This window comes from Marinobacter sp. es.042 (assembly GCF_900188315.1).
Classification (GTDB): Bacteria; Pseudomonadota; Gammaproteobacteria; order Pseudomonadales; family Oleiphilaceae; genus Marinobacter.
Genome location: NZ_LT897781.1, coordinates 909,051 through 935,373, shown reverse-complemented (window position 1 = coordinate 935,373; position 26,323 = coordinate 909,051). Strand labels below are relative to the sequence as shown.

Sequence of the window (26,323 nt, the reverse complement as noted above, 5' to 3'; positions counted from 1 at the left end):
GGGCCCGGCAACGTACGGCTTTTTCAGTGAGAGAATTCCCAATGAGCGACACCAAACATTCCCGACTGATCATCCTCGGTTCCGGCCCCGCAGGTTACACCGCTGCCGTTTACGCAGCGCGTGCCAACCTGAACCCGACCCTGATTACCGGTATTGAAGTCGGCGGCCAGCTCACCACCACCACCGACGTCGACAACTGGCCCGGCGACAATGACGGCGTTCAGGGCCCGGAGCTCATGCAGCGCATGCTCAAGCACGCCGAACGCTTCGAAACCAGCATCGTCTACGACACCATCAACGAAGCCGACCTTCATAACCGCCCATTCCGCCTCAAGGGCGACGGCGGCGAATACACCTGCGACGCCCTGATCATTGCGACCGGCGCCTCCGCCATGTATCTCGGCCTCGAGTCTGAAGAGAAATTCAAAGGCCAGGGCGTCTCCGCCTGCGCCACCTGCGACGGTTTCTTCTACAAGAAGCAGAAAGTTGCCGTTATTGGCGGCGGTAACACCGCGGTCGAAGAGGCTCTGTACCTCTCCAACATTGCCGACGAAGTGACCCTGGTGCACCGCCGAGACAGCCTGCGTGCCGAGAAGATCCTCCAGGACAAACTGTTTGAAAAAGCCGAAAACGGCAACGTCAAGATTGTCTGGGACCACACCCTCGACGAAGTCCTGGGCGACGGCACCGGCGTCACCGGTATGCGCATCAAAAGCACCAAAGACGACTCCACCCAGGAAATGGACCTGGCCGGCGTATTCATCGCCATCGGCCACAAACCCAACACCGACCTGTTCCAGGGCCAGTTGGACATGGAGAACGGCTACATCAGCATCCGCTCCGGCCTCGAAGGCATGGCCACCCAGAGCAGCATTCCCGGCGTATTCGCCGCCGGCGACGTAGCCGACCACGTCTACCGCCAGGCCGTCACCTCCGCCGGCTTCGGTTGCATGGCCGCCCTTGATGCGGAAAAGTTTCTGGATCAGCAGGATTGATCTAGTCTTTTAGAAGACCAAACGGAAATTGATCGAGGCCGGGAGGGCCAGCCTTCTAAAACTGTGCGGAGCCAGGGATGGCGGAGCCAAGCGTACATGGACGTATCCATAGCGTGTTTTAGAAGGCTGGCCCTCCCGGCCGCGACTCCCAGGCCCGTTAGTATTCAGATCAACGCGAATTAGGCAGTAAAAACCGGAGAAGGATGACCTCACTACCCTGGCTAGACCCGGACCAACTCTGGTTCCCCCCCGCCAACGAAGCCCTGGACGACCCGGACGGCCTTCTTGCCCTCGGCGGCGACCTTTCCACCGAGCGACTCATACTGGCCTACCGGAACGGCATCTTCCCCTGGTACAGCGACGACCAGCCCATTTTGTGGTGGTCGCCGAATCCACGGTGTGTCCTTTTTCCGAACGAAATCCACGTTTCACGGAGCCTGCGCCGAACCCTGAACCAAGAGCGCTTCCAGGTAACCGCCGACAGACACTTCGGACGAATCATCCGCCTGTGCGCCTCAACCCGTGCCGAAGGTACCTGGATTACCGAAGAAATGATTGCCAGCTACTCAGAGCTGCATCGCATGGGCGTCGCCCACTCCATCGAAATCTGGAACCGGCGTGGTGAATTGGCCGGTGGCATGTATGGACTGGCCATTGGCCGGTGTTTCTTCGGTGAATCCATGTTTTCTCTGGAAACCAACGCGTCCAAAGTTCTCATGGTTCACCTGGCGCACCAGTTACAGCTCTGGGGCTACCGGATCATGGATTGCCAGGTAGAGAGCCGGCACCTGCTTACCATGGGCGCACGGACTATTCCACGGGAAGAGTTTTTATCTATACTCAGGATGAGCATCGATCAGAAACCGGATCAGACCGACTGGAACTTCCGATGGCGTTGGCCCGGGCCGGAGGAGTGAATGAGCAATCTCAGAACCCTGGTGTTCTTCGCGACACCACCGCACGATTGCAGCTACCTGCCAGACCGCGAGGCCACGACCATGTTTGTGGATCCGCGGGCTCATATCGACAAAAAGCTTTACAGCCAACTCACGGCTCTCGGCTTTCGCCGCAGCGGATCCCACTACTACCGCCCTCACTGTGAGCAGTGCAATGCCTGCATACCGGTACGGTTGAAGGTTGATGATTTCAAGCCGGACAGAAGCCAGCGGCGGGTTCTCCGGAAAAACAAGGATTTGCAGTGCGCCATGGTGCCCGCCACCTTCGCGGAAAGGTATTACCAGCTCTACGCCAATTACATCGAACAAAGGCACAAGGACGGCGATATGTACCCGCCGACCCGGGAACAGTTCACCTCGTTTCTGGTAGAAGGCGCAACCGATTCCTGGTTTCTGGAAATCCACCAGGGCGAACGGCTGGTAGGACTGGCAGCAGTCGATCTTCTCGACGATGGCCTTTCGGCAATCTATACAGTTTTCGACGCTGATCTGGAGGACCGCAGCCTGGGCACCTTCGCAATCCTTTGGCAAATTGAGGAAGCCCGCCGCAGGGGGCTTCCCCACCTGTACCTCGGTTACTGGATCAAGCAGTGCCGAAAAATGAATTACAAAACACGCTTCCGACCCATCGAAGCACTGAGAGACGGGCACTGGCGTGAACTGGACGCAGGCTAACTTTGCCAAACGCCGATAAATCAGGCAGAATTGCGCAATTTAGAATCACCAGAAGCATATTCAAACGAGGTTTCTACTGAATGCCGAAATCAGATGCCATTGAAATGGAAGGCGTTATTATCGATACCCTTCCAAACACCATGTTCCGCGTTGAGCTGAGCAACGGTCATGTTGTTACAGCCCATATCTCCGGAAAGATGCGCAAGAACTACATCCGCATCCTGACAGGTGACAAGGTCAAGGTTGAGCTGACTCCCTACGACCTGAGCAAGGGCCGGATCGTATATCGCGCCCGTTGATGCTCCCATGACATCTGAAAGCCCCTTCGGGGGCTTTTTTCGTCAGGGCACAAAAAAACCGCTGCCGGTTGCCCGGGCAGCGGTTTTTCTTTAATCGAGCCTCTCTCAGATCGCCTCTGCAGGCTCGTCCTCGTACTCGAATACCAGCTCGTCATCGCGCAGGTGGATGAAGACATCCCCGCCTTTCTCTGAAAGGCGCCCGAACAGGATCTGCTCGGCCAGCGGCCGCTTGATCTTGTCCTGGATCAGGCGGGACATGGGGCGGGCCCCCATGGTGACGTCGTAGCCCTTTTCAGCCAACCAGGCCTTCGCCTCGTCATCCACATGCAGAACCACATGCTTCTCGTCCAGCTGCGCCTGCAGCTCGGTGAGGAACTTGTCCACCACGTGGGTGATGGTGTCAATCTGCAGGTCGCCGAACTGGATGATACCGTCAAGGCGATTGCGGAATTCCGGCGTGAAGGTCTTGCTGATAATTTCCATGCCGTCGGTGCTGTGATCCTGCTCGCTGAAGCCAATAGAGCGACGAGCCATGCTCTCGGCACCGGCATTGGTGGTCATTACCAGAATCACGTGGCGGAAATCTGCCTTGCGGCCGTTGTTATCCGTCAGCGTGCCGTGATCCATGACCTGCAGCAGGAGGTTGAACACTTCCGGATGGGCCTTCTCGATCTCGTCCAGCAGCAGGACACAGTGCGGATGCTTGTTCACCGACTCGGTCAACAGGCCGCCCTGATCGTAACCAACGTAGCCGGGAGGCGCACCGATCAGCCGTGATACGGTATGCCGCTCCATATACTCCGACATATCAAAGCGTACCAGTTCGATACCCAGAACCTTGGCCAACTGCTTGGTAACCTCGGTTTTACCGACACCGGTCGGCCCTGCGAACAGGAAGGCACCCTCTGGCTTCTCGGGGGCCTTGAGTCCGGCGCGAGCCAGCTTGATAGCAGTGGACAGCGATTCGATGGCCGGATCCTGACCAAAGACCGTCATCTTCAGATCCCGCTCCAGGTTCCGCAGCAGATCCTTGTCGCTGGTAGACACGTTCTTCGGCGGGATACGGGCAATATTTGCAACCACATCCTCGATCTCGGTGACATCAACGGTCTTCTTGCGCTTGCCTTCCGGCTGCAGCCTCTGGCGCGCGCCCGCCTCGTCAATGACGTCAATCGCCTTGTCCGGCAGGTGACGATCGGTGATGTAACGGTCGGACAACTCTGCAGCCACCCGAAGCGCCTTGTCGGTGTATTTGAGATCGTGGTGCTTTTCGAAATTCGGCTTGAGGCCCTTCAGGATCTGATAGGTGTCCTCAACACTGGGCTCGTTCACATCGATTTTCTGGAAACGGCGCGCCAGGGCGCTGTCTTTCTCGAAAATACCCCGGAACTCCTGAAACGTTGTTGAGCCAATGCACCGGATTTCACCCGAACTGAGCATGGGCTTCAACAGATTCGACGCATCCATCACGCCGCCGGAGGCAGAGCCCGCTCCGATGATGGTGTGGATCTCATCGATGAACAGGATCGCGTGGTTTTCTTTCTTGAGTTCGGCAAGCAGCCCTTTCAGACGCTTTTCGAAATCGCCGCGGTATTTGGTTCCGGCCAGCAGGGCACCCAGATCCAGCGAGTAGACCACCGCATCGGAGATAATATCGGGGACCTGTCCGTCGACGATACGCTTGGCGAGCCCCTCCGCGATGGCGGTTTTGCCAACCCCGGCCTCACCGACCAGCAGCGGATTGTTCTTCCGGCGGCGTACAAGGATCTGCACCACCCGCTCGACTTCGTGTTCACGGCCGATCAGCGGATCAATGCGGCCCTGACGGGCCTGCTCGTTCAGGTTAGTGGCGTAGCTTTCGAGGGGCTTGGATTGTCCGCCTTCCTCGCCAGCCTCCTCGTGTGGCGCCTGGTCGTGACTTTCCTGATCTTCTGCGCCCTGAACCCTGGAAATGCCGTGGGAAACAAAGTTGACCACATCAATGCGGGCAATGCTCTGTTTCTTGAGCACATACACCGCCTGGCTTTCCTGTTCACTGAAGATGGCCACCAGCACATTGGCGCCGGTTACCTCTTTCTTGCCCGAGGACTGCACATGGAACACAGCCCTTTGCAGGACACGCTGGAACCCCAGTGTTGGCTGGGTCTCGCGCTCGCTGTCGCTGCTCGGAATCAAAGGTGTGGTGGAGTCCACGAATTCGACAAGCTCTTCCTGAAGCCGCTTGAGGTCTGCACCACAGGCTTTCAGAACGCCCACTGCCGATTCATTATCCAGTAGGGCCAGCAACAAATGCTCCACGGTCATGAACTCATGACGCTTGTCCCGGGCATTCTTGAAGGCCGTATTCAGCGTAATTTCTAGATCTTTGCTCAGCATGGGCCACCCCAACGTCTATCAGTCCGCACGTTCAATCTCGCAAAGGAGCGGATGCTCGCATTCCGAAGAATACTGGTTCACCTGTGCCGCCTTTGTTTCCGCGATGTCCCGGGTATATACCCCGCATACAGCTTTTCCCTGTGTATGGACGAGCAGCATCACCTGCGTCGCCTTTTCCTCATTCATTCCGAAGAACTTCATCAACACATCGACCACAAAATCCATGGGCGTGTAATCATCGTTCAGAAGCACAACCCTGTATCGCGCCGGGCGCTTGAGAGCGGGCTTCTCGGGAGCAACGCTGAGGTCATCCTGTCGCCCCGGTTGTTCGTCCTCCCCCTGATTGAATACTAGTAGAGAATTTTCGATAGTCCGCATCATTCCTTACCGGTTTATCGGTGCCCTTGTTAAATGTGGATGTCCGCCCCGGGGTTTTCAAGCGGGGCATGAGATATTTATCAATACGAACATGATACCGCTTCCAGACTGCGTTCAACCACACATTCCAGGCATAGAAACTATTGACTCACCGCGATGATTGGCCGAAAGTTAAGTTGCAATGTAAAATAATGTAAATCCATGCAAGGTTTGTGTAACAGGATTCGGACCGAATGTGCGACGGCGCCGATAGGCACACAGATAACTAACAAGAATAGAGACAGCAAAAGAACAGGGGAGTTCATCATGCCAAGAGGCAAGGTCAAGTGGTTCAACAATGCCAAAGGGTACGGATTCATCATCGAAGATGGCTGCAGTGACGACCTGTTTGCGCACTTCTCTTCGGTGCAAATGGACGGCTACAAGACCTTAAAAGCCGGCCAGGCCGTAACCTTCGACAAAAAGCCCAGCGACAAGGGCATTCACGCAGTCAACATCGTTCCTGACGAGTTGACTGCCAGCAAGGCGCAAACTGACGCCAGCAGCGACTCTGCCAGACAATCAGGCCAGCAGGAATCAGGCAGGGACGGTTATCCGCCCCGTGCAGTCAACGCCTGATCTGTCCTGGTAACGTAAAATCACACCCACCGGTCGTCTACTGGTGGGGGTGTTTTTTTGTCCTTCAGAAAACGTCGGGGACAAGGTCACCATGGGCGTTGGCGCCCGCCCTACTTTGCCAGCCTTCCTGTTTGCAGTACGCTGCACTGCTCAAAAACAGCGGATATCCGGGAAAGACCTGCGCATGGCCGAACTCGTGCTTTTCAATAAACCCTTTCACGTTCTGAGCCAATTTACCGACGATGGCGGTTCCGGAAGTAAACCACCTCGCGCTACCCTCGCAGATTACGTGCGCATCCCGGGCATTTATCCGGCCGGACGCCTGGATTACGATTCCGAGGGCCTGCTCCTTCTGACCGCGGAAGGCTCCCTCCAACACCGCATAGCATCACCATCACTGAAGATGCCAAAGACCTACTGGGTGCAGGTAGAAGGAAACATTTCTGAAAAAGCACTGAGACATCTGGCTACCGGTGTCCAGCTCAAGGATGGTCTGACCCGGCCGGCAAAAGCCGCCAGAATGGCTGCCCCGGCGGTCTGGCCAAGAGTGCCACCGGTGCGACATCGAGATACCATTCCGACGAGCTGGATTGAACTGACTATAACCGAGGGCAAGAACCGGCAGGTACGTCGAATGACTGCTGCTGTCGGGTTTCCGACACTTCGCCTGATCCGGTACCGGATTGGTGACTGGACCCTTGACGGCCTCGAATCCGGGACCCATCGAACGATAAGCGTCAATCTACCCGCTCCACTAAAACCAACTCGCCGCGGCAACGTCGCTGGCGCCCGAACCAGGAGAAACCGGAAATCATGACCTGGACACCCCATGCTACCGTGGCCGTTATAGTCGAGGATGAAGCCGGCCGTTACCTGATGGTTGAAGAGGTCAGCGGCGGCAAGGTTGTTTTCAACCAGCCGGCTGGCCATATCGAAGAAGATGAAGCCATTCTGGATGCCGTTCGACGGGAAACCCTCGAAGAGACGGGCTGGAACATAGAGCCCATACACTTCCTTGGCATTTACACCTACAAGGCTCCGGCCAACGGCGTCACCTACTATCGTTTCTGCTACGCCGCGCGGGCTGGCGACCGGGTTACTGAACAGCTGGACGATGGCATCATCGCCGCCCACTGGCTCACCCTGGATGAAATCCGCGCGCTGGGGGACAAACTGCGCAGTCCGCTGGTCATCCAGTGCATAGAAGATTACCGAAACGGCCGGCAATACCCGCTGGACGTAGTGGTGGACGCGCAGACGGCACCCTCGGAAAGATGATAAACTCGCGGTTTTTTAGCCGGTAACGAAGCTGTCATGACCAACGCACCCGAAGCCTCCTCTCCAAACAGCAACGCCAGCAGGCGCGTGATCGTCGGCATGTCCGGCGGCGTGGATTCTTCAGTGGCCGCCTGGCTTCTGAAAGATCAGGGCTACCTGGTTGAAGGCCTGTTCATGAAAAATTGGGACGAGGATGACGGCACAGAATACTGTACGGCCATGACAGATCTGGCCGACGCCCAGGCCGTAGCCGATGCCATCGGCATCAAACTGCACACCGCCAGTTTTGCGGCCGAGTACTGGGACCGGGTTTTTGAGCACTTCCTCTCTGAATATCAGGCCGGACGAACACCCAATCCGGATATTCTTTGTAACAAAGAAGTGAAATTCCGGGCTTTTCTGGACTATGCCATCACCCTTGGTGCCGACTATATCGCAACGGGCCACTACGCCCGGCAGCGGCCGATTGCTGGTTCAACGGGCAAGGCCCAACTCCTGAAGGGACTGGATCCGAACAAGGACCAGAGCTATTTCCTGCATGCCGTCTCCGGCGACCGCATTGCGCGGACCCTTTTCCCGGTCGGCGAGCTGGAAAAACCGGAAGTCCGCCGTATTGCCGAGCAGCAGGGTTTCGTTACCCATGATAAAAAAGACTCCACCGGTATCTGCTTTATCGGCGAACGCAAGTTCAAAGACTTCCTGAAGCAATACCTTCCGGCCCAGCCCGGCGACATTGAAACACCGGATGGCCAGAAAATTGGCCGGCACCAGGGCCTTATGTATCACACCATCGGCCAGAGACAGGGCCTGGGCATTGGCGGTCTCAGTGAATTCGGGGACGAGCCCTGGTATGTGGCAGAGAAAGACCTCAGACGCAATGTGCTTGTTGCGGTTCAGGGCAAACACCATCCCCTGCTCTTTTCTCGTGGCCTCGTATCCGGCCCGATCGACTGGGTTGCCGGAGAGGCACCTTCTGGACGTTTCCGCTGCAAGGCCAAAACCCGTTATCGCCAGCCGGATCAGGATTGCCAGGTTCTGTTGATCGACGGCGGTGTCCGCGTCGATTTTGACGACGCCCAGCGCGCTGTCACGCCCGGGCAGTCCGTGGTTTTCTACGACGGCGAGGTGTGCCTTGGTGGCGGCGTTATTGAGCAGACCTGGCGTGACGACGAACCACTTCCGGATCGTCTGACCGGCACACGTTCCGAGGAACAAACCGCATGAGCCGCTCACTCAAGGATCAGACCCTGGCGTTGGCCGGGGTATTCCAGGCCGCCAACCTGGTCCAGCAGATTGCCCACAATGGCCAGTGCAACGAGGCCAGCCTGGAAACATCTATCCGTTCCCTGTTTGCCACCAACCCCGAGAACACACTGGACGTCTACGGAGGCGAGCTTCGCGATATCCGCGAAGGCCTCGTCACCCTGTCCTCGGTGCTCAGCCAGCAGTCACGGCAGCAGGACATCGAAGTTCTGCGCTACGCCCTCAACCTGATCCAGCTCGAATCCAAACTGAATCGCCGCTCTGACATGCTGGACGTGATTGGCAGTCGCATTGACCAGGCCAGGCACACCGCCAGCCACTTTGGGTACACACACCCGAACCTGATCAGCAATCTGGCTTCCGTCTACGCCGATACCATCAGCACCTTTCGCCAGCGTATCCAGGTGAGCGGAAACCCCTCTGTGCTCCAGCGCGAGGAGAATGCCGCGAAAGTGCGGGCACTGCTGCTGGCGGGTATCCGTTCCGCCGTGCTCTGGCGCCAGACCGGCGGCCGACGCTGGCAACTGATCTTTGCCCGCAAGAAAGTGATCGGGCTTGCCGGCGAGCTGGCTGAAGAAGCCAATCGCTCCCTCTACCACTGACGGCGCTGATTCAGAGCCGGCGGTGGTGTATGATATTCACCCCTATTTTCTTTTGATCCGATTCTTTGATGACTTGAGAGGTTTTCGATGGAACTCACCGCCCTGACCGCCATTTCCCCGGTCGATGGACGCTATGGCAACAAGGTCAGCGTCTTCCGTGAAATTTTCAGTGAGTACGGCCTGATCAGGAACCGGGTGACCGTCGAGATCCGCTGGCTTCAGAAACTGGCCGCTCACCCCGGCGTGGCCGAGGTTCCCACGTTTTCCGCCGACGCCAACGGCTTCCTGGACCGTCTGGTGAGCGAATTCAGCCTGGAAGACGCAGAGCGTATCAAAGACATCGAACGCACCACCAATCACGATGTGAAAGCGGTGGAGTACTTCATCAAGGAAAAGATCGCCGGCGTTCCTGAGCTTCACGCTGTCACGGAATTTGTTCACTTCGCCTGCACTTCCGAAGACATCAATAACCTCTCCCATGCGCTGATGCTGCGGGAAGGCCTGGACCACGGCATGCTGCCAGCCATGGACCGCGTTGTCGACAAGTTGGCGCAGCTTTCTCATGACCACGCCGAACAGCCGATGCTGTCGCGCACTCACGGCCAGACGGCCTCGCCCACGACCGTGGGCAAAGAGCTGGCGAACGTCGTTCACCGTCTGCGTCGCCAGGTAAAACAGATCCGGGAAACCGAGCTGTTGGGCAAGATCAACGGTGCCGTGGGTAATTACAACGCCCATCTCTCCGCCTATCCGGAAATCGACTGGGCCCAGAACGCACGAGAGTTCATCGAGAGCCTCGGACTCGACTGGAACCCTTACACCACCCAGATCGAACCGCACGATTACATTGCCGAGCTGTATGACTCCGTCGCTCGCTTTAACACCATCCTGATCGACCTGGACCGTGACATCTGGGGCTATATTTCCCTCGGCTACTTCAAGCAGAAAACAGTGGAAGGCGAAGTAGGCTCTTCGACCATGCCCCACAAGGTCAATCCCATCGATTTCGAGAACTCCGAGGGCAACCTTGGCATCGCCAATGCGCTGTTCAGCCACCTCTCTGCCAAACTGCCGATATCACGCTGGCAGCGGGATCTGACCGACTCCACCGTACTGCGTAACCTGGGTGTTGGCTTTGCGCACAGTTTGATTGCCTACGAAGCCACCCTCAAAGGCTTGGGCAAACTGGAAATCAATCCGGCCCGACTGGATGAAGATCTGGACCATGCCTGGGAAGTGCTTGCCGAACCGATCCAAACGGTGATGCGCCGTTACAATATCGAAAAGCCCTATGAAAAACTCAAGGCATTGACCCGTGGCAAGGCAATGACGCCGGAAGTGATCAAGAATTTCGTTGAGAGCCTCGACATTCCGGAGCAGGCCAAGGCCGAACTGATGGCTTTGACGCCGGGCCGTTACATCGGTAACGCAGTCGATCAGGCACAAAACATCTGAAACAGGGAGTAACACCCATGGACATGCTTGGCGGACTCACACCCTCTGAATTTCTGCGGGACTATTGGCAGAAAAAGCCGCTGGTTATCCGTCAGGCGTTTCCCGATTTCCAGTGCCCGGTCAGCGCTGATGAACTGGCCGGCCTGGCCTGTGAGGAGGGCGTGGAGTCCCGGATTGTGATCGAAAATGACGATGGCAAGCCCTGGCAACTCCACAACGGCCCCTTTTCGCCGGACCGGTTCAGCAGCCTGCCCGAACAGGACTGGACGCTCCTGGTGCAGGGGCTGGACCACTGGGTGCCCGATATTGCAGATTTGCTGGAACACTTCCGCTTCATCCCAAATTGGCGGCTGGATGACATCATGGCCAGTTTTGCCCCGAAAGGCGGCAGCGTTGGCCCCCATTATGACCAATATGATGTATTCCTCCTCCAGGCCCAGGGCCACCGCCGGTGGACGTTTGGAGGCCATTGCGATCATACCTCCCCCCGCGTGGAGGGCACTCCGCTGCGCATTCTGAGCAGCTGGGATGGCGAAGAAACCGTTACTCTGGCACCCGGTGACATGCTTTATTTGCCGCCGGGTATTGGCCACCATGGAGTGGCCGAGGATGACTGTATCACGCTGTCGGTGGGCTTCCGTGCACCCACCATGGATGACATTCTGACTGGATTTACCGATTTCCTCTGCAGCCAGTCTGACGCCTCAGATCACCTGAACGATCCGGATCTGAAAATACAGGACAATCCGGGCACGATTCAGCCGGACGTGGTTGACCGCCTCGAGACCGTTATCCGGGAAAAGCTTGAGGACCGCCGGCAACTGGCACTCTGGTTTGGCCAGTTCTCAACGGCGCCCAAGAGCATGGATATAGTCGTGCCGGCGGAGGAGCCAGCGTCCACCGGAGACGTCGCCGAAGCAATACACGCGGGCGAGCAGCTGCGATGGAACGAAGGCTCCCGTTTCGCCTACTACGAGTTTGCCAGCGAAACCGCCCTGTTTGTGGACGGCGAGCAGTTCCTGCTTAAGGGCGATGCCCAGCCGTTTGCTCCGCTTCTGTGCTCGGGGGCCCGCGTCGATATGGCGACCCTCGCCCGGCTCTCCGAAGACGAAGCATTGCTTGGACTTCTGACCACGCTCTACAATCAAGGCTCGGTTTACTTCGAATAGGCGTTATGAGCATCCGGTTTCGCAAATACAGCTGGCAACTGGCCCCGGCATCCATCCGGGATATCCGCCAGCAGGTGTTTATTGAGGAACAGAAAGTTCCGCCGGAGCTGGAGTGGGATGAAACCGACGAAATTGCCGATCACTATCTGGCAGTGCTGCCAGACAATACCCCGGCAGGCGTGGCACGACTGTTTTCAACCCTTGAAGAGACCGGCCACATCGGTCGCATGGCGATCCTGCCCCAGTACCGCGGACAGGGTATCGGGGAAGCATTGCTCAGGCACCTGATCGCAGAATCGGCTGACCGTTTTGCCGAGCTCAGGTTGTCTGCCCAGGAGCACGCCATTCCTTTTTATCAGCGGTCAGGCTTCCATGTCTGTTCGGGCGTTTACGACGACGCCGGCATTCCCCACTTTGACATGCGTAGCCTGGCACCGGGACTCGCCGCCGAGGGCCTTGGCTCCCGGGACCGGCCGATGATTCTGGGCAGCGACACAGACTCCTGGCTGTTCGATACCGAGGCCAGGCTACTGGGATTGATGGATTCGGTGGTTGGCCAGGCCGGCCAGCGCATCTGGCTGTATGACCGCCTGCTCGAACACGATCTTTATGACCGGCATCGTTTCCGGGAGCTGATCTCCGCCCTGGCCCGTCGGCACCGGCTCAGCGAAGTCAGGCTGCTGATCCACGACGACAAGCCGCTGGTGAAACGTCGACATACACTGGTCGAACTGATGCGCCGGCTGCCGAGCCGCATGGAACTTCGACTTGTCAACGAGGACTACCCGGTTGAGGACCAGCCCTTCATTATTGCGGACCGTGAAGGCGTGGTGTACCGACATGATTTCTACAAGCCAGAGGGTTTCGCCAAGTTCTCGGACGGTGGCCGCGTAAAGCTCTTGTCGGAAAACTTCCAGCGCATGTGGGATGCGGCCCGCCCTTCCCTGGAGCTTCGGGAATTACCGCTCTGAGTGATAGGCCTGGGGCGCGTCCGGCGCCTCGAACCTCGCCCCGAACGGAGCAAACTCGGTATCCACCTCCGTAGCCACCTCAGCAATCAGTTTGCGCAGCCATTGATGGTCCGCGTTGTGCTGCAACAGAGGGCTCCAGGCCATTTTCAGCTCGAACGGTGGAATCTCGAACGGAGGCACCTTGACCACAAGATTCGGGTTGTCTTTCTGCAGCCAGGCTGCCCGGGATGGCAGCGTGGCAATCAGGTCATGCTGCTCAGCGAGCAGCATCGCAACCTGATAGTGACGGGTGAATACGGAAATCTGACGCTTGCGCCCCATTCTAGACAGCGCCTCATCAACCCAGCCCAGCCGCTGGACATCCTTCGGGTTTACACCAACACCAACACCAAATCCGGTCTTGCTGACCCAGATGTGACTGGCATCCAGATAGGTATCCAGCGTGAACGGCTCCCTTAGCACAGGATTACGGGCGTTCATCAGACAGGCAAAATACTCGGTCCAGAGCGTCTTCTGATGGAAAGACTGGGGGATCTTGTCGAACCGGTTAATCGCCATATCCAACCGCCCCTGCTCGACATCCAGGAAGCTGACGTCACTGGGCGTGAGCACGTCCAGGGTTACATGGGGCGCTTCCTGGCGGATCCGCCTCAGAACCCGGGGCATCAGGCAGGATTCGGCATAATCACTGGCCATGATCCGGAACACACGCTGGCTTTCAAGAGCCGAAAACGGGGTCTTATCTTGCACGGCCTGTTCAATATCCGACAGGATTCCCCGCACAAGCGGTTGTAATTCACGCGCGCGCTCTGTGGCCGTCATACCCTCACTGGTTCGCACCAGGAGCGGATCACTGAACAGATCCCGCAACCGCTTCAAACCATTGCTCATGGCAGGCTGGGTAATACCCAGGTGGTTCGCTGCCTTGGTAACATTCCGCTCACGCAGCAGCACGTCCAGGTAAACAAGCAGGTTCAGATCAACACGGGAAATATCCACAAAAACTCCGGAACGCCAGAACAACAGGAAGAGCGAGGCTCATTCACGAGAGCAATATACATGATAGCAAGGATTCACGTAATCAATCAGCAACACGAACTTTCACATTTGAAAACGGATCTGGAGCGGTATTTCTGCTAGTCTTTCGGATACTTGCTGAATAATATCGGTGTTTTGAGGCCGGTTTGTACACCCGCCATCATTTGATCCTGAAGCCGGAGTCGTTACTGACAAAATGGATACCACTACGATCGTCCTTCTGCTGGCGGCCATCGTTACCGTCTCGATTGTCATTATTGTGCTCAGCCAGATGCGGGAGCGCGCCCGGATTGAACGGGCGCGCAAGATTACCGCTCAGGAAGACGCCTATAACAGGGCCAATCGCCTGCTGACCGAAATTCCTGGCCAATACCTGACAGCGGATCTGAAACTGCTCCTGATTCAACGCATGGAAGAAGCTTGCGCGGAGTTGGCCGGCCTGAAGTCGAACCTGCCGGTCAAGGAATGGCAGAAGTCCGCTGCAGAACTGAAAACACAGATCGTTGAAAAGCGCGACACCACCACGCCAGTCAAGATTGATTCCGCGGAAAAGTCCAATTGCGTCAAGGAATTGCTTCAGAATCTGTTCAAGATGATTGAAGCCATGCACAAGAGCGGGCGGATTAACTCGGCCACAGCCAAGAAAAACCTCAAGTATGTGCTCTTCCTGGTCCACAAGACCCACGCGGATCTGCATGTGTTTCAGGCCCGGGACTATGTTCGCCAGAACCAGATCCGGAAGGCCATTCATGCCTATCACCTGGCCAGTACCGAAATGGGCAAATCCCGCGACAATCCACTTGCCATGAAAGCAGTGAAGAGCTTCCGGACGCGCATTCAGGAACTTGAGGCCATGGGTGCAGAGGGTAAGGAAAGCCCGCAGGGAGAGTCCAAACTGGACCGTGAGTGGGATACTTTTCTCCACGACGATGAGTGGAAGAAAAAGGCCGATTACGACGACTGAAGGTACCGAACGGGTCGCTGTGAAAGGCCCGTCAACAGGGACAGTGCAAACCCGTGAGCAACGGCTTCAAACAACGGCTTTCCTATAGACTGACTCGAGACACGGTCCTCGTTGCCATGGCCCTCGGCCTGGTGCTGAATGTGGTCCAGATTACCCTGGACTACTTCAGCGCGAAGGATTCCATGGAAAAGGAAATCCATGCGCTGATCGATATCAGCAACAGCCCGGCCTCCCAGATTGCCTACAACATCGACGTCCGTCTGGCGGAAGAATTGCTCGACGGCCTGCTTCGCCATCCCGCGACCATTGATGCCCGGATTACCGATAATGACGACGAGACCATGGCAGCATCCAGCAAGAGCAGCCCGGTCTCGCCCTATCGCTGGGTCAGCGATCTGCTGTTCGGGCCGGATCGCGTATTTCGACAGGAGCTCCGGGTTCCGCAGCTTGAGGATCTGCCACTTGGGCATCTGATCGTCACCATTGACACCTATCACTATGGGGCGCTCTTCCTCCAACGAGCCGGTTACACGCTGATCAGCGGGCTACTGAAAAGCCTGATCCTGTCTGCAGCGCTCCTTGCCATTTTCTATTTTGTGCTGACCCGTCCCATGCTCAATGTGATCAGCGCACTGAGCCAGGTGCGGGCTACCTCTCCGGAAAAAGTCAGGCTTCCGATCCCGGCAAACCATCGGGAAGACGAGATCGGGACCATGGTTGGTATCATCAACCAGCACCTGGAAACCATCGATTCGAGCCTTGCACAACTCCGGCACGCCGAGAGTGCCATGAAAAACTACTCCACCCAGCTTGAGCAGGAGGTGGCGGACCGGACCCGGGAGATCTCCGAAAAGAACGATGCTTTGCAGCGTGGTAATCGCGCCCTGGTCAAAGCCAAGGAAGATGCAGTTCGCCGGGCACGGGCAAGGGCCAATTTCCTGGCCAGCATGAGCCATGAGATCCGGACTCCGCTCAATGGCGTTCTCGGGATGCTCGGCCTGGCACTCGAGAGCGAGCTGGATTCTGCCCAGCGCAACAGGATAGAAATCGCCCTCAACGCCGGTGAAAGCCTGCTCGGGCTGCTTAACGACATACTGGATATCTCGAAAGTGGAGGCCGGCAAACTCAGTCTGGAAAACATCCCCTTCAGTGTCCGACACCTGATCGAAGAGTGCGCGACACTCCATGCCCAACAGGCGCGGCGCAAGCGTATTCACCTGGTCACCGAAATCGATCCGGATCTGCCTGAGAACTTCCTGGGAGATCCGACACGGGTACGCCAGGTGCTCAACAACCTCTTGAGCAATGCCATCAAATTCACGGACAAAGGCAGCGTAAAACTAAAGGCGGCCTGCTCCGGGGGTAGCCTGAGAATCGATGTGGTAGACACCGGGATCGGTATGTCTACCGAGGGCCTGCACCGGATTTTCTCACCCTTCTCCCAGGCTGATGCAGAGACCACGCGGCTTTATGGGGGCACCGGTCTCGGCCTGACGCTTTGCCGTCAACTTGTCGAACGCATGCATGGCCAGATTCTGGTGGACTCCCGGGAGGGCAGCGGCACACACTTCACCGTTACCCTGCCCCTGCCGGTTCATGAAGCCAGCGAAGATCATGATCTGCCCCGCGTGGATTCCCGGCTCAAGGACATTGGCATAGCGATGGCAATACCACCGGACAACCCACACCGGTCTGCGATCGAAGCCCAACTTCGCAAATGGGACATCCCGATACGCGGCGCAAGCAGACACCCGGATGGAATTCTACTTGCACTTGCCAACGCCGGAGACGAAGAAACCCTGGTATTCGCCGACAACTGGCAAGGCGCCGGCGTCGTGCTGGTGGACTCTTCCGGCACCCTGCCTCCTGCCCTGGGGCAGCAACAGCTGCTCTCGTTGCCAATGCGACGGGATGAATTGCTACGTTGCCTGCTTCTGGCCGCGGGGCTGCTGAACAGCGACGAACAACCTGCTAACGCCGTGGAAGACCATGAGCAAACCGGCACGGCGGCTTCCCTGAAAATCCTTCTGGTGGAGGACAATCAGGTCAACCAGATGGTGGCCGTCAGCCTGCTCAAGAAACTCGGCCATCGCACAGATCATGCAGAGAACGGTCTCAAGGCCATACAGGCACTGGAACACAACCACTATGACCTGGTGCTGATGGATTGCCAGATGCCGGTTATGGACGGCTACGAAGCAACACAGAGGATTCGGCAAAACCCGGAATGGAAAGACCTGCCTATCATTGCTGTTACCGCCAATGTGATGCAGGGCGACCGCGAGGATTGCCTCGCCTCTGGCATGAACGACTACATTACCAAGCCGTACAAGCGCGAAGAGCTCCGGACAGTCATCGACCGCTGGCGCCCCGCGATTTGACGGCGGCCTTCAGGCCGGTAAGAGTTTCTCGATGTCGGCCCGAATATCTTCCGGCTTGGTTGTAGGCGGATAGCGACGTACCACCTTGCCATCGGGAGCCACCAGGAACTTGGTGAAGTTCCACTTGACCTTTTCCGACCCCATCAGTCCCTTGGCTTCATGCTTGAGAAAACGAAACAGTGGGTGGGCGCCATCACCGTTGACTTCGATCTTGGAAAACATGGGGAAGTCGACCCCGTAGTTAAGACTGCAGAACTGGCTAATTGCATCCTCGTCACCCGGGTCCTGATTAAGGAACTGGTTGCAGGGAAAGCCCAGAACCTCAAACCCCTTACTCCCCAATTCGTTGTGCAGGGACTGCAGACCTTCGAATTGCGGTGTGAAACCACATTTACTCGCGGTATTCACGATCAGGAGCACCTTGCCCCGGTACTCTGCCATGCTTTGTTCATTACCCTTGATATCCCTTACCGTAAAATCGTAGACCGTCTCGCCTGCCATTGAGCTCTCCCTTCGATGTTTGTGTTCGTCGTAACTCCATTGTTCACAACACAGACCAAAAAACCATGGCAATGCAGGCTCTACGGCGATCATTTTTAAAAACCGGTTCAGGTTTGTGTGCTAAATCTGCCTTAACACGACACAATTCATCATAATTCCCCTGTTGCCGCCGGGCCTCGCTCCGCTAGAATAAAGGCCTCTCGTATTGGCAGGTGCCATTTTTCGATCTCAAAAGAAGGACGTCCGGGTCTTATGCAGAACTACTACAAATCCGCCAAGCTGGATAACGTGTGTTATGAAATCCGTGGCGTGGTTCTGCGGGAAGCACGCCGGCTAGAGGAAGAGGGTCACCGGGTACTCAAGCTTAATATTGGCAACCCTGCAGCGTTCGAACTGGATGTCCCGGAAGAAATCCAGCAGGACGTCATCTACAACATGCACCAGGCTCAGGGCTATGTGGAGTCGAAGGGGTTGTTCTCCGCCCGCAAGGCGGTCATGCACTACTGCCAGCAGCGGGGTATCGACAAGGTCGATATTGACGATATTTTCCTGGGCAACGGCGTCAGCGAGTTGATCGTTATGACGATGCAGGCCATGTTGAATACCGGCGACGAAGTCCTGATCCCCGCCCCCGACTACCCCTTGTGGACCGCAGCCGTCACACTTTCCAGCGGCAAGCCCGTGCACTATCGCTGCGACGAACAGCAGGACTGGTTTCCGGATATTGACGATATCCGCAAGAAGATCACCCGGCGGACCCGTGCCATTGTTCTGATCAACCCCAACAACCCGACCGGGGCAGTGTATTCAAAAGAGCTTCTGGAGCAGGTCATCGAACTGGCCCGCAAGCACAACCTGATCATTCTGTCGGACGAGATCTACGACAAGATCCTCTATGACGGTACCCAGCACATCTCTACCGCCTCACTGGCCGACGACGTGCTGTTCTTTACCTATAACGGCCTGTCCAAGAATTACCGTGCAGCGGGTTACCGCTCGGGCTGGATGATCGTCAGTGGCGCAAAACACCGGGCGAAAGATCTGATCGAAGGCATCGACATGCTCTCGAATATGCGCCTGTGTGCCAACGTTCCGGCCCAACTGGCCATTCAGACAGCCCTGGGAGGCTACCAGTCCATCAACGATCTGGTGGCGCCAGGCGGGCGGCTCTACGAGCAACGGGAAACCGCCTGGCGTATGCTTAACGACATTCCGGGCGTGAGCTGCGTCAAACCCCAGGGTGCGCTGTACCTGTTTCCGAAACTGGATCCCAAGCACTTCCCTATCGTGAACGACGAGAAACTGGTTCTGGACCTGCTGTTGCAGGAGAAAATCCTTCTGGTGCAGGGGTCGGCCTTCAATATCGATGACAGGCAGCACCTGAGAGTCGTGTTCCTGCCCAGGGAAGATACCCTCGAGGATGCCATGGGCCGGCTCGGCAATTTCCTTGGCCAATACCAGCAATAACGGGGAAAACCATGGCGGATATTCACGTCGAGGAATTCTACAAGGATGCGGCCATTGCCCTGGTGCAACTGTATGGTGCCTTTCCCAGGCGCATCAACCTGTTTGTCGAGGACATTGCCGGCCCGGATGAGCCGGACGAATTTGGCCTGCACAGCAAGCGACACATGGCCTGTTTCGGCGCCCTGCTCTGGCTCGCAGAGGAAGGTCTGCTCCGGTACGTCGACACCATCCGCCAGGAAGCTCTGGACCAGGCGGTTCTGACCAGAGACGCCTTTATCCGCCTGAGCGCGCCGGCGCCAGAGACTCTGACCAGCGAGTTCGGAATCCCCGAGGAAACGGCTGCCGGTAATCTGCCCCCTTCCGTTCAGGAGGATCTTTCCACTCACATCCACCTGATTCGCAAGGCGCTGCGCGGGGGGAACTCCGCCCGAATCAGCCAGATCATGCAGGCAACCTTTTTTGCCGACCGCGGCAATTATTAAATCACCGTAAGCTCGTTGATTGATTGAACCGCGACCGCATATAACGGTCTGAATAGCGGCTTTATTTTCTTTGACGAACTGATCAGGGCACCAACATGCGTATTCTGCTGTTTCTGGCAACCAACCTTGCTGTCATTCTTGTCGCGAGCTTTACACTGCGACTGTTGGGCGTGGATAGCTACCTCGCCCAGAATGGTATTCAGTATGGCTCTTTGCTGGCTTTCGCGGCGGTCTTCGGATTTGCCGGCGCCATTGTGTCTCTACTGATATCCAAACGAATGGCCAAGTGGAGCACCAAGGCACGGGTTATTGAGTCCCCGAGAACACCTGCCGAGCGCTGGCTGGTGGATACCGTAGCCGAGTTGGCGAAGAACGCCGGTATCGGGATGCCGGAGGTGGCCATTTTCCCGGCGTCCCAATCCAACGCCTTCGCAACGGGCTGGAACAAAAACGATGCGCTGGTCGCCGTCAGCGAGGGCCTTTTGCATCGCTTCAACAAGGACGAAATCCGGGCAGTTCTGGGCCACGAAATCGGTCACGTGGCCAATGGCGACATGGTGACCCTGGCTCTGATTCAGGGTGTAGTGAACACGTTCGTGATCTTCGCCTCCCGGGTCATCGGTTCGTTTGTTGACCGGGTGATATTCAAGAACGAAAGTGGGCATGGCCTTGGGTTTTTCGCCGTCAGCATCGTTGCCGAGATTGTCCTGGGCATTCTGGCCAGCACGATCGTGTTCTGGTTCTCCCGCCGGCGGGAATTCCGGGCCGACATCGCTGGCGCCCAACTGGCGGGGCGCACAGCCATGATCAGCGCGCTGGCAAGACTGAAACAGGAAAGTGAAGTGCCGGATCAGATGCCGGACTCCCTTCAGGCATTCGGCATCAATCGCGGAGCCCGGGGCGGCCTGAGTGCCCTGTTTATGACGCATCCGCCCCTGGAAGATCGGATACAGGCATTGCAGCACGCCAAGCTGTAACAAAAACGGGGCCCTGGGGCCCCGTTTCTTGTTGTACAGGTATGACTCGTTCAGATTTTCAACTTGAACCCAATGGCCCGGAAACTGTCCTGCAGCGATTTGCTGGTGCCCTTGAGCTGAATCTTGAGACTGGAACACTCCCGACGTACCGGGTAATCACGACGGAGCCTGTCAAAGGCCGCACCTCGCTCTTCAACGGATCCGGTCATGGCATTCCGCAATCGGGCATCATCGGGACGAGGGTCATAGCAAGCCCTCAGCGCAATGCGGATGGCATCTTCTTCGTCGGCCGAGCTGGTAAAGGAAATCTTGCTGAGCGCCGGCTCCGGTAAAAACTGGCCGGCTTTTTTACGAACCGGCAAGCCCAGAAACTGGCTAAGCGCCTGGTAGATCATTTCCGTCCCCTGAACCTTGCCTTCGAGGCTGTATCCGGCGATGTGCGGTGTCGCCAGCCAGACCCGGTCAACCAGTTCGGGATGAATCCTCGGCTCCTGCTCCCATACATCCAGCGCCACGGTCGGCGCGTTGCCCTGGTCAAGCCGGGCCAGCAATGCTGACGAGTCGATGACTTCTCCGCGACCAGCATTGATAAGGAGCTGATTTGCGCCCAGAGCCTCAAGCTCGGGATGACCAATCATATGCAGCGTGGGATGGTCCCCTTCTCGCGTCAAAGGTGTGTGCAGGGACACCACATCACACTTCATGGCCTCTTCCAGCGACACAAACTCTTGGTCGTCCTCTTCCCGATCCGCCCTGGGCGGATCACAGAGGCGCACATCAAATCCAAGGCGCTCTAGTTTGTGGGCCAATTCACCACCGACATTGCCGACCCCCACAATACCAACACTGAGCTGGGACCAGTCAGCAAGGCCACGCCGCTCCGCATGCAGCGAGAGCACAGACAACACGTACTCGGCAACACTGTTGGCGTTGCAGCCCGGCGCCGCCGAGAAGCAAATATCCGCGCCCTCGAGCCAATCGAGATCGACATGGTCGGTACCGATTGTGGTTGTGCCAACAAACCGAACCCGACTGCCCTCCAGGAGCTCACGATTTACCCTGGTTACGGAACGAACCAGCACGATATCGGCATCCCGGACATCCTCGTTCGACATGGAACGGCCGGATACCCGGCGAATTTCGCCGATATCGCCGAAAAAGGAATCCAGTAAGGGAATGTTTTCGTCTGCTACGATCAACATGGTGATATTCGGCCCTGTCAGTTCCTGCGCTGACGCTGATTGCGCCCAGCCTGACCACGTCCACCGCCACCCTGCGGGCGACGACCGCGCTTGCGGGTAATTGGCGGATTGTCCATCGGCGCCATGAGCGCCTCATCGGGCACGGCAGTCTTCAGCTTCTGGCTGATGTAGGTTTCGATGGCGGGAAGCGCGAACGAGTCATCCTCACCTGCAAAACTGATAGAAACCCCGTGTTTGCCAGCCCTGCCTGTGCGGCCAATCCGGTGCACATAATCTTCGGCATTATCAGGCAGATTGTAGTTGAAAACGTGGGTGACGCCGTTGACGTGAATACCACGGCCAGCCACATCGGTGGCCACCAGGACCTGGATGCTGCCTTTTTTGAACTGGTCCAGGGTTTTGAGGCGCTTGTTCTGGGCTATTTCGCCTGACATCAGGGCAACTTTGACGCCCTGGTTCCTCAGATCTTCTTCCAGGTCGCGGCACTGATCCCGGCGGTTGGCAAATACCAGCGCCTTTTCCACTTCCGGCCGCTTCAGGAAATTGACGAGCACCGGCAGCTTTTCATCGTCGCCCACCAGGTAGACGGTCTGTTCAACCCGCTCCGCCGTTTTCTGCTCCGGCTCAATTTCGACAAACTCCGCGTTGCTCGTCCACATGGAGGCGAGGTTCAGCACGTCCTGGTTGAACGTGGCACTGAACAGCAGAGTCTGGCGCTCCTCTTTGGGTGTGCATTTGCGGATAATGCGCTTCACATCGGGAATGAAGCCCATGTCCAGCATGCGATCAGCCTCATCAAGGATCAGGATGTCGAGCTGGTCCAGAAACACGTCCTGGGATCCGAGAAAATCGATCAGACGGCCCGGGGTAGCAACCAGGATGTCGACGATCTCATTCTGCAACTGATCGCGCTGCTTGTCATAGTTCATGCCACCGACAACGGTTACTACGTTGTGACCGGTATGCTGGCACAGTTGCTCAGCATCTTTCGCGATCTGCATCGCCAGTTCCCGGGTTGGCGCCAGGGCCAGAACCCTCGGCTCGGAGGCAAAACGGTCCTTTTCGGGAATCGGGGTTTCCAGCAAACTCTGGATCGCCGTAATCAGAAACGCAGCAGTTTTGCCGGTGCCGGTCTGCGCCTGACCAATCAGATCTTCGCAGGCCAGTGTCCAGGGCAGTGTTTCGGCCTGAATGGGTGTGCAGTATTCAAAACCAATGGCCGTAATGGCATCCAGCAAACGTTTGTCGAGGTTCAGATCGCTGAATCTCAGATCGCCGGTGTGTTTTGGGTCAGATGTCATAAAGTCTCAGTTTTCCTGGGAATGTCCTGATTCAGAATATAGCGGAGCGATACGTCGGGCATCTTCATGCCAGCGTTCTTCTAGGATTTCTCCGGTACCGTAAAATGTGGCCAGCGAGTCAAAAAATCTCTGGGCCCGGGGCGGCAACCCCTGTTCCAGATACTCACCTGCCTGGTCTCTGACTCTGTGCCGAAACCGCTCTTCATCGGCGGCGCCAACGCCGGAGAGGTTGTCCACGCTGATGTGGAAACGGGACCCTGCGGCCACCGAAAACAACCACTCAATGGCCTGGGGCTTGACCTCAACCTGCTCGAACGCCTGTTGCTGCTGCAGTGTCCGGCCATCCGGACAGTACCAGTAACCATAGTCATGAAGTGTGCGCCGGTGCTCACCAGCAATACACCAGTGGCTTATTTCATGCAAAGCACTGGCATAATAGCCATGAGCGAAAACGACCTGTGCGAGACCTTCCGGATCGCTGGCAGGCACGTATTCAGGTTCATCACTGCCTTTGACCAGAACTGTCCGGTATGCTTCCCGGAAAAGGTCATTAAACAGCATGATAAGATCATTTGGACTGTGATTCATTGGGTGGCTATTGTGCGACTTTACCGCCCCCAATACCAGAGGGAACTTTGACAGTCACGTCGTGTCCATGGCTGGCGTGCGCCGGCGCCGATTGCGGTGTAACAGTCGCAATTGAAAAGACTCTGAACAGAGAGACACCAACCGGGAAATCTTACAATCAATGATGGCTTTTGCTGCAGTAACGACGATAAAACGCCAATGGGCAAATCCACTGGGCCTGATTCTTGCGCTCGCCCTGGTGTGTTTGACTTCCCCCTCCGCCTGGGCACTCGGTGGCAATGGAGGCTCGCTTTTCGGTGGCCAGGGTAGCGACTTTCTGCCCGTCGACGAAGCGCTGCCCTTCAGTTTCTCGACCGACGCTGACACCGTGGTTCTCTCCTGGAATATCACGCCCGGCCACTACCTGTATCGCGACCGGATCAGCATCACCGCTACAAATCCCGAGGTAAGCCTGGGCGAGCCCGCTTTCTCGGCGCCAGGCACGGTGACCGAGGACGAGTTCTTCGGCAAAACCACCGTTTTCTTTGATCCCGTTGACGCCCGCGTGCCTGTCACGCTGCCTGCTGGCCTTCGGGAAGCCGAACTCCAGGTAACCTACCAGGGCTGCGCCAAAGCAGGCTTGTGTTACCCGCCCCAGACCCGGGATGTACTCTTCTACCAGGGTAGCGGCGGATCCGGCTCGCAGACCGCCGCAACAGCTGGTTTTGCGTCAGGCGACAGTGTTCCCGTCGACACGGAAACCGCCACCGGCCTCGCGGGCTTTCTGGCCCAGCAATCCACCCTGGTGATTGCCGGTGTATTTTTGCTCCTCGGGTTGGGACTCACCTTCACCCCCTGTGTGCTGCCCATGGTCCCGATTATTTCCTCGCTGGTTTCCGGCAGAAACACCCGGACAACCGGCCATGCCCTGCTCCTGTCCGGCAGCTATGTACTGGGCATGGCACTCACATACGCTGCGGCCGGCGTGCTGACTGGCCTGCTGGGGGCCAGCTTCAATCTTCAGGCACAATTGCAGTCACCCTGGGTTCTGGGCGTCTTTGCTCTGATGTTTGTCGTTTTCGCAATGTCGATGTTCGATCTGTTCGAAATCCAGCTGCCTCGCTTTATTCGCGAACCACTCAACGATGCCAGTCACCGGCTCACGGGGAGTCGGGTATTCAGTATTTTCGGTATCGGCGCCCTGTCAGCACTAATCGTATCGCCCTGCGTATCTGCGCCACTCGCCGGCAGTCTGCTTTACATCTCGACGACCCAGGACGCCGTAATCGGTGGGGTTGCCCTGTTTGCACTTGGACTTGGAATGGGCATTCCGCTGATTCTGGTGGCGGTGGGTGGCCGGAAACTCCTGCCAACAACCGGCCACTGGATGACCGCCGTGAAGCACTTCTATGGTGTGATGTTGCTGGCCGTAGCCATCTGGCTGGTAGAGCGCCTTGTGCCGGGGTGGCTGGCACTGACCCTGTGGGGCCTCCTGGTCGCCATCACCGGCGTTCAACTGGGTGCCTTTGACGCTGCCAAGGCGGGCTGGGAGCGCACTCGTAAAGGTCTGGGCCTGGTCTTATTCGCCTATGGTCTGGCGTTGCTGGCAGGCGCCGTTGGTGGCGCCAATGACCCATTAAAACCTCTGGCTCCATTCACTATCGCCTCGGCATCATCAGGAGGCATTGGGACCGCTGGCATTCAGCACGCTGATTTCGTGCGGGTCGAACGGCCAGCGGATATTCAGTCGATGCTAGAACAGGCTCGTGAGCAGGGCCGCCCCGTGCTGCTCGATTTCTACGCCGACTGGTGCATCTCCTGCAAGGTGATGGAACGCAATGTTTTCAGTAAACCGGATGTAATCCAGGCGCTCAGCCCCTTCACCCTGCTTCAGATCGACATGACGGACAACACCCCCGAGCAGCAGGCCATGCTGGACGAACTGGGCCTGTTCGGGCCTCCAGCCATACTATTTTATGGCAGCAACGGGGAAGAACTTGCCCAACGAAGAGTGCTGGGCGAAATGGATCGGGAGGAATTCCTCGGTCACCTGCAGACGCTGCAGCCAGAAGTCTGACTGGCAAAATCGCTATTGCCCCCGGCGTATCAGGTAGATAAACAGATCGTCCTTTTCCAGCTGTTTCACCAGTTCATGGCCGAGAAACTGGCAGAACCTCGGTATGTCCCGGGTGGTAGAGGGGTCGGTCGCCACAACCCGCAACACGCCACCAGGTTGGACATCGTTGATCCGATTGTGAAGCATCATGACCGGTTCCGGGCAGAAAAGGCCACGGGCGTCCAGCTCAAGGTCGTAGTCGGTTTCGATCACACGTCGTCTCCTGTCAATGAACCTGATTTTTCGTAAAAACCTGCTAAATTATTGTTTATAACAGTTAAACCACTTGGAG

General features: G+C 57.1%; 26 protein-coding genes. 18 read left to right on the top strand and 8 right to left on the bottom strand.

Going from position 1 to position 26,323, the window contains the following annotated elements; translation table 11 throughout:
• The first annotated feature begins 41 nt into the window (after positions 1-41).
• The 4 genes from trxB to infA all read left to right on the top strand — a co-directional run bounded on the left by trxB (position 42) and on the right by infA (position 2,925).
• The gene (trxB, locus tag CFB02_RS04505; protein WP_088557047.1) at positions 42-995 is read left to right on the top strand and encodes a thioredoxin-disulfide reductase; all 954 of its coding nucleotides are present in this window, start codon (positions 42-44) and stop codon (positions 993-995) included.
• 203 nt (positions 996-1,198) lie between these two features.
• A complete protein-coding gene (gene aat / locus CFB02_RS04500; RefSeq protein WP_088557046.1) occupies positions 1,199-1,912 on the top strand; it encodes a leucyl/phenylalanyl-tRNA--protein transferase in 714 nt (237 codons plus the stop codon).
• The gene (locus CFB02_RS04495; RefSeq protein ID WP_088557045.1) at positions 1,913-2,626 is read left to right on the top strand and encodes an arginyltransferase; all 714 of its coding nucleotides are present in this window, start codon (positions 1,913-1,915) and stop codon (positions 2,624-2,626) included.
• An 80-nt stretch (positions 2,627-2,706) separates the two neighbouring features.
• Positions 2,707-2,925, top strand: coding sequence for a translation initiation factor IF-1 (gene infA, locus CFB02_RS04490; RefSeq protein ID WP_008169200.1), 219 nt, complete (start codon positions 2,707-2,709; stop codon positions 2,923-2,925).
• 105 nt (positions 2,926-3,030) lie between these two features.
• On the opposite strand, the gene clpA is transcribed toward infA, so the two are convergent.
• Together clpA and clpS are read right to left on the bottom strand one after the other, a co-directional pair.
• The gene (gene clpA, locus CFB02_RS04485) at positions 3,031-5,301 is read right to left on the bottom strand and encodes an ATP-dependent Clp protease ATP-binding subunit ClpA (protein WP_088557044.1); all 2,271 of its coding nucleotides are present in this window, start codon (positions 5,299-5,301) and stop codon (positions 3,031-3,033) included.
• A gap of 18 nt (positions 5,302-5,319) precedes the next feature.
• Positions 5,320-5,679, bottom strand: coding sequence for an ATP-dependent Clp protease adapter ClpS (gene clpS / locus CFB02_RS04480; RefSeq protein ID WP_008169202.1), 360 nt, complete (start codon positions 5,677-5,679; stop codon positions 5,320-5,322).
• A gap of 306 nt (positions 5,680-5,985) precedes the next feature.
• Between clpS and CFB02_RS18475 the strand changes: the two genes are divergently transcribed.
• The 8 genes from CFB02_RS18475 to CFB02_RS18440 all read left to right on the top strand — a co-directional run bounded on the left by CFB02_RS18475 (position 5,986) and on the right by CFB02_RS18440 (position 13,035).
• A complete protein-coding gene (locus CFB02_RS18475) occupies positions 5,986-6,297 on the top strand; it encodes a cold shock domain-containing protein (RefSeq protein ID WP_088557043.1) in 312 nt (103 codons plus the stop codon).
• 184 nt (positions 6,298-6,481) lie between these two features.
• Entirely contained in the window at positions 6,482-7,114 is a 633-nt protein-coding gene (locus tag CFB02_RS04470) for a pseudouridine synthase (protein ID WP_088557042.1), read from the top strand.
• Positions 7,111-7,575: an NUDIX hydrolase gene (locus CFB02_RS04465; RefSeq protein ID WP_088557041.1), complete on the top strand. Its 465-nt coding sequence runs from the start codon at positions 7,111-7,113 to the stop codon at positions 7,573-7,575. Before CFB02_RS04470 ends, CFB02_RS04465 begins: the two co-directional genes overlap by 4 nt.
• A 36-nt stretch (positions 7,576-7,611) precedes the next feature.
• Positions 7,612-8,799 carry a tRNA 2-thiouridine(34) synthase MnmA gene (gene mnmA, locus CFB02_RS04460; RefSeq protein ID WP_088557040.1) on the top strand — a complete coding sequence of 396 codons (1,188 nt, stop codon included), beginning with the start codon at positions 7,612-7,614 and terminating at the stop codon, positions 8,797-8,799.
• Positions 8,796-9,440, top strand: a complete 645-nt coding sequence (hflD, locus tag CFB02_RS04455) for a high frequency lysogenization protein HflD (RefSeq protein ID WP_088557039.1) — start codon at positions 8,796-8,798, stop codon at positions 9,438-9,440. The genes mnmA and hflD overlap by 4 nt, the downstream gene beginning before the upstream one ends.
• An 87-nt stretch (positions 9,441-9,527) precedes the next feature.
• On the top strand, positions 9,528-10,895 hold the full coding sequence (gene purB, locus CFB02_RS04450) for an adenylosuccinate lyase (RefSeq protein ID WP_088557038.1): 1,368 nt from the start codon (positions 9,528-9,530) through the stop codon (positions 10,893-10,895).
• Positions 10,896-10,912: 17 nt separating this feature from the next.
• Positions 10,913-12,064 (top strand): cupin domain-containing protein, encoded by a 1,152-nt coding sequence (locus tag CFB02_RS04445; protein WP_088557037.1) that lies wholly within the window; start codon positions 10,913-10,915, stop codon positions 12,062-12,064.
• A gap of 5 nt (positions 12,065-12,069) precedes the next feature.
• Positions 12,070-13,035: a GNAT family N-acetyltransferase gene (locus CFB02_RS18440; protein ID WP_062782559.1), complete on the top strand. Its 966-nt coding sequence runs from the start codon at positions 12,070-12,072 to the stop codon at positions 13,033-13,035.
• On the opposite strand, the gene CFB02_RS04435 is transcribed toward CFB02_RS18440, so the two are convergent.
• Complete coding sequence (locus CFB02_RS04435; protein WP_088557036.1) at positions 13,024-14,034, bottom strand: LysR family transcriptional regulator; 1,011 nt, start codon at positions 14,032-14,034, stop codon at positions 13,024-13,026. The two genes, CFB02_RS18440 and CFB02_RS04435, sit on opposite strands and share 12 nt — an antisense overlap.
• Before the next feature lie 235 nt (positions 14,035-14,269).
• Here CFB02_RS04435 and CFB02_RS04430 point away from each other — a divergent pair, with 235 nt between their 5' ends.
• Together CFB02_RS04430 and CFB02_RS04425 are read left to right on the top strand one after the other, a co-directional pair.
• On the top strand, positions 14,270-15,037 hold the full coding sequence (locus tag CFB02_RS04430; RefSeq protein WP_088557035.1) for a hypothetical protein: 768 nt from the start codon (positions 14,270-14,272) through the stop codon (positions 15,035-15,037).
• Positions 15,038-15,090: 53 nt separating this feature from the next.
• On the top strand, positions 15,091-17,418 hold the full coding sequence (locus CFB02_RS04425; RefSeq protein WP_088557034.1) for an ATP-binding protein: 2,328 nt from the start codon (positions 15,091-15,093) through the stop codon (positions 17,416-17,418).
• A 9-nt stretch (positions 17,419-17,427) separates the two neighbouring features.
• Here CFB02_RS04425 and CFB02_RS04420 read toward each other — a convergent pair whose 3' ends face one another.
• The gene (locus CFB02_RS04420) at positions 17,428-17,919 is read right to left on the bottom strand and encodes a glutathione peroxidase (protein WP_088557033.1); all 492 of its coding nucleotides are present in this window, start codon (positions 17,917-17,919) and stop codon (positions 17,428-17,430) included.
• Positions 17,920-18,171: 252 nt separating this feature from the next.
• Here CFB02_RS04420 and CFB02_RS04415 point away from each other — a divergent pair, with 252 nt between their 5' ends.
• From CFB02_RS04415 to htpX, 3 genes are all read left to right on the top strand, one after another.
• Positions 18,172-19,386, top strand: coding sequence for a pyridoxal phosphate-dependent aminotransferase (locus CFB02_RS04415; RefSeq protein ID WP_014577437.1), 1,215 nt, complete (start codon positions 18,172-18,174; stop codon positions 19,384-19,386).
• 11 nt (positions 19,387-19,397) lie between these two features.
• A complete protein-coding gene (locus tag CFB02_RS04410) occupies positions 19,398-19,868 on the top strand; it encodes a hypothetical protein (protein ID WP_088557032.1) in 471 nt (156 codons plus the stop codon).
• A gap of 95 nt (positions 19,869-19,963) precedes the next feature.
• Positions 19,964-20,845, top strand: a complete 882-nt coding sequence (htpX, locus tag CFB02_RS04405; RefSeq protein ID WP_088557031.1) for a protease HtpX — start codon at positions 19,964-19,966, stop codon at positions 20,843-20,845.
• A 50-nt stretch (positions 20,846-20,895) separates the two neighbouring features.
• Here htpX and pdxB read toward each other — a convergent pair whose 3' ends face one another.
• Genes pdxB through CFB02_RS04390 form a run of 3 tightly spaced genes read right to left on the bottom strand, consistent with a single transcriptional unit; the run spans position 20,896 to position 23,909 of the window.
• Entirely contained in the window at positions 20,896-22,047 is a 1,152-nt protein-coding gene (gene pdxB / locus CFB02_RS04400) for a 4-phosphoerythronate dehydrogenase PdxB (protein ID WP_088557030.1), read from the bottom strand.
• A 17-nt stretch (positions 22,048-22,064) separates the two neighbouring features.
• On the bottom strand, positions 22,065-23,348 hold the full coding sequence (locus tag CFB02_RS04395; RefSeq protein WP_088557029.1) for a DEAD/DEAH box helicase: 1,284 nt from the start codon (positions 23,346-23,348) through the stop codon (positions 22,065-22,067).
• 6 nt (positions 23,349-23,354) lie between these two features.
• The gene (locus CFB02_RS04390; protein WP_088557028.1) at positions 23,355-23,909 is read right to left on the bottom strand and encodes an elongation factor P hydroxylase; all 555 of its coding nucleotides are present in this window, start codon (positions 23,907-23,909) and stop codon (positions 23,355-23,357) included.
• A gap of 187 nt (positions 23,910-24,096) precedes the next feature.
• Between CFB02_RS04390 and dsbD the strand changes: the two genes are divergently transcribed.
• Positions 24,097-25,992: a protein-disulfide reductase DsbD gene (gene dsbD / locus CFB02_RS04385; RefSeq protein WP_088557027.1), complete on the top strand. Its 1,896-nt coding sequence runs from the start codon at positions 24,097-24,099 to the stop codon at positions 25,990-25,992.
• Positions 25,993-26,004: 12 nt separating this feature from the next.
• Here the strand turns inward: dsbD and tusA are convergent, their stop codons facing one another.
• The gene (tusA, locus tag CFB02_RS04380; RefSeq protein ID WP_088557026.1) at positions 26,005-26,244 is read right to left on the bottom strand and encodes a sulfurtransferase TusA; all 240 of its coding nucleotides are present in this window, start codon (positions 26,242-26,244) and stop codon (positions 26,005-26,007) included.
• Positions 26,245-26,323: the final 79 nt, after the last annotated feature.

Coding starts and splice junctions, on each gene's coding strand:
- trxB (WP_088557047.1), top strand. CDS start 42: ATGAGCGACACCAAACATTCCCGACTGATCATCCTCGGTTCCGGCCCC.
- aat (WP_088557046.1), top strand. CDS start 1,199: ATGACCTCACTACCCTGGCTAGACCCGGACCAACTCTGGTTCCCCCCC.
- CFB02_RS04495 (WP_088557045.1), top strand. CDS start 1,913: ATGAGCAATCTCAGAACCCTGGTGTTCTTCGCGACACCACCGCACGAT.
- infA (WP_008169200.1), top strand. CDS start 2,707: ATGCCGAAATCAGATGCCATTGAAATGGAAGGCGTTATTATCGATACC.
- clpA (WP_088557044.1), bottom strand. CDS start 5,301: ATGCTGAGCAAAGATCTAGAAATTACGCTGAATACGGCCTTCAAGAAT.
- clpS (WP_008169202.1), bottom strand. CDS start 5,679: ATGCGGACTATCGAAAATTCTCTACTAGTATTCAATCAGGGGGAGGAC.
- CFB02_RS18475 (WP_088557043.1), top strand. CDS start 5,986: ATGCCAAGAGGCAAGGTCAAGTGGTTCAACAATGCCAAAGGGTACGGA.
- CFB02_RS04470 (WP_088557042.1), top strand. CDS start 6,482: ATGGCCGAACTCGTGCTTTTCAATAAACCCTTTCACGTTCTGAGCCAA.
- CFB02_RS04465 (WP_088557041.1), top strand. CDS start 7,111: ATGACCTGGACACCCCATGCTACCGTGGCCGTTATAGTCGAGGATGAA.
- mnmA (WP_088557040.1), top strand. CDS start 7,612: ATGACCAACGCACCCGAAGCCTCCTCTCCAAACAGCAACGCCAGCAGG.
- hflD (WP_088557039.1), top strand. CDS start 8,796: ATGAGCCGCTCACTCAAGGATCAGACCCTGGCGTTGGCCGGGGTATTC.
- purB (WP_088557038.1), top strand. CDS start 9,528: ATGGAACTCACCGCCCTGACCGCCATTTCCCCGGTCGATGGACGCTAT.
- CFB02_RS04445 (WP_088557037.1), top strand. CDS start 10,913: ATGGACATGCTTGGCGGACTCACACCCTCTGAATTTCTGCGGGACTAT.
- CFB02_RS18440 (WP_062782559.1), top strand. CDS start 12,070: ATGAGCATCCGGTTTCGCAAATACAGCTGGCAACTGGCCCCGGCATCC.
- CFB02_RS04430 (WP_088557035.1), top strand. CDS start 14,270: ATGGATACCACTACGATCGTCCTTCTGCTGGCGGCCATCGTTACCGTC.
- CFB02_RS04420 (WP_088557033.1), bottom strand. CDS start 17,919: ATGGCAGGCGAGACGGTCTACGATTTTACGGTAAGGGATATCAAGGGT.
- CFB02_RS04415 (WP_014577437.1), top strand. CDS start 18,172: ATGCAGAACTACTACAAATCCGCCAAGCTGGATAACGTGTGTTATGAA.
- CFB02_RS04410 (WP_088557032.1), top strand. CDS start 19,398: ATGGCGGATATTCACGTCGAGGAATTCTACAAGGATGCGGCCATTGCC.
- htpX (WP_088557031.1), top strand. CDS start 19,964: ATGCGTATTCTGCTGTTTCTGGCAACCAACCTTGCTGTCATTCTTGTC.
- pdxB (WP_088557030.1), bottom strand. CDS start 22,047: ATGTTGATCGTAGCAGACGAAAACATTCCCTTACTGGATTCCTTTTTC.
- CFB02_RS04395 (WP_088557029.1), bottom strand. CDS start 23,348: ATGACATCTGACCCAAAACACACCGGCGATCTGAGATTCAGCGATCTG.
- CFB02_RS04390 (WP_088557028.1), bottom strand. CDS start 23,909: ATGCTGTTTAATGACCTTTTCCGGGAAGCATACCGGACAGTTCTGGTC.
- dsbD (WP_088557027.1), top strand. CDS start 24,097: ATGATGGCTTTTGCTGCAGTAACGACGATAAAACGCCAATGGGCAAAT.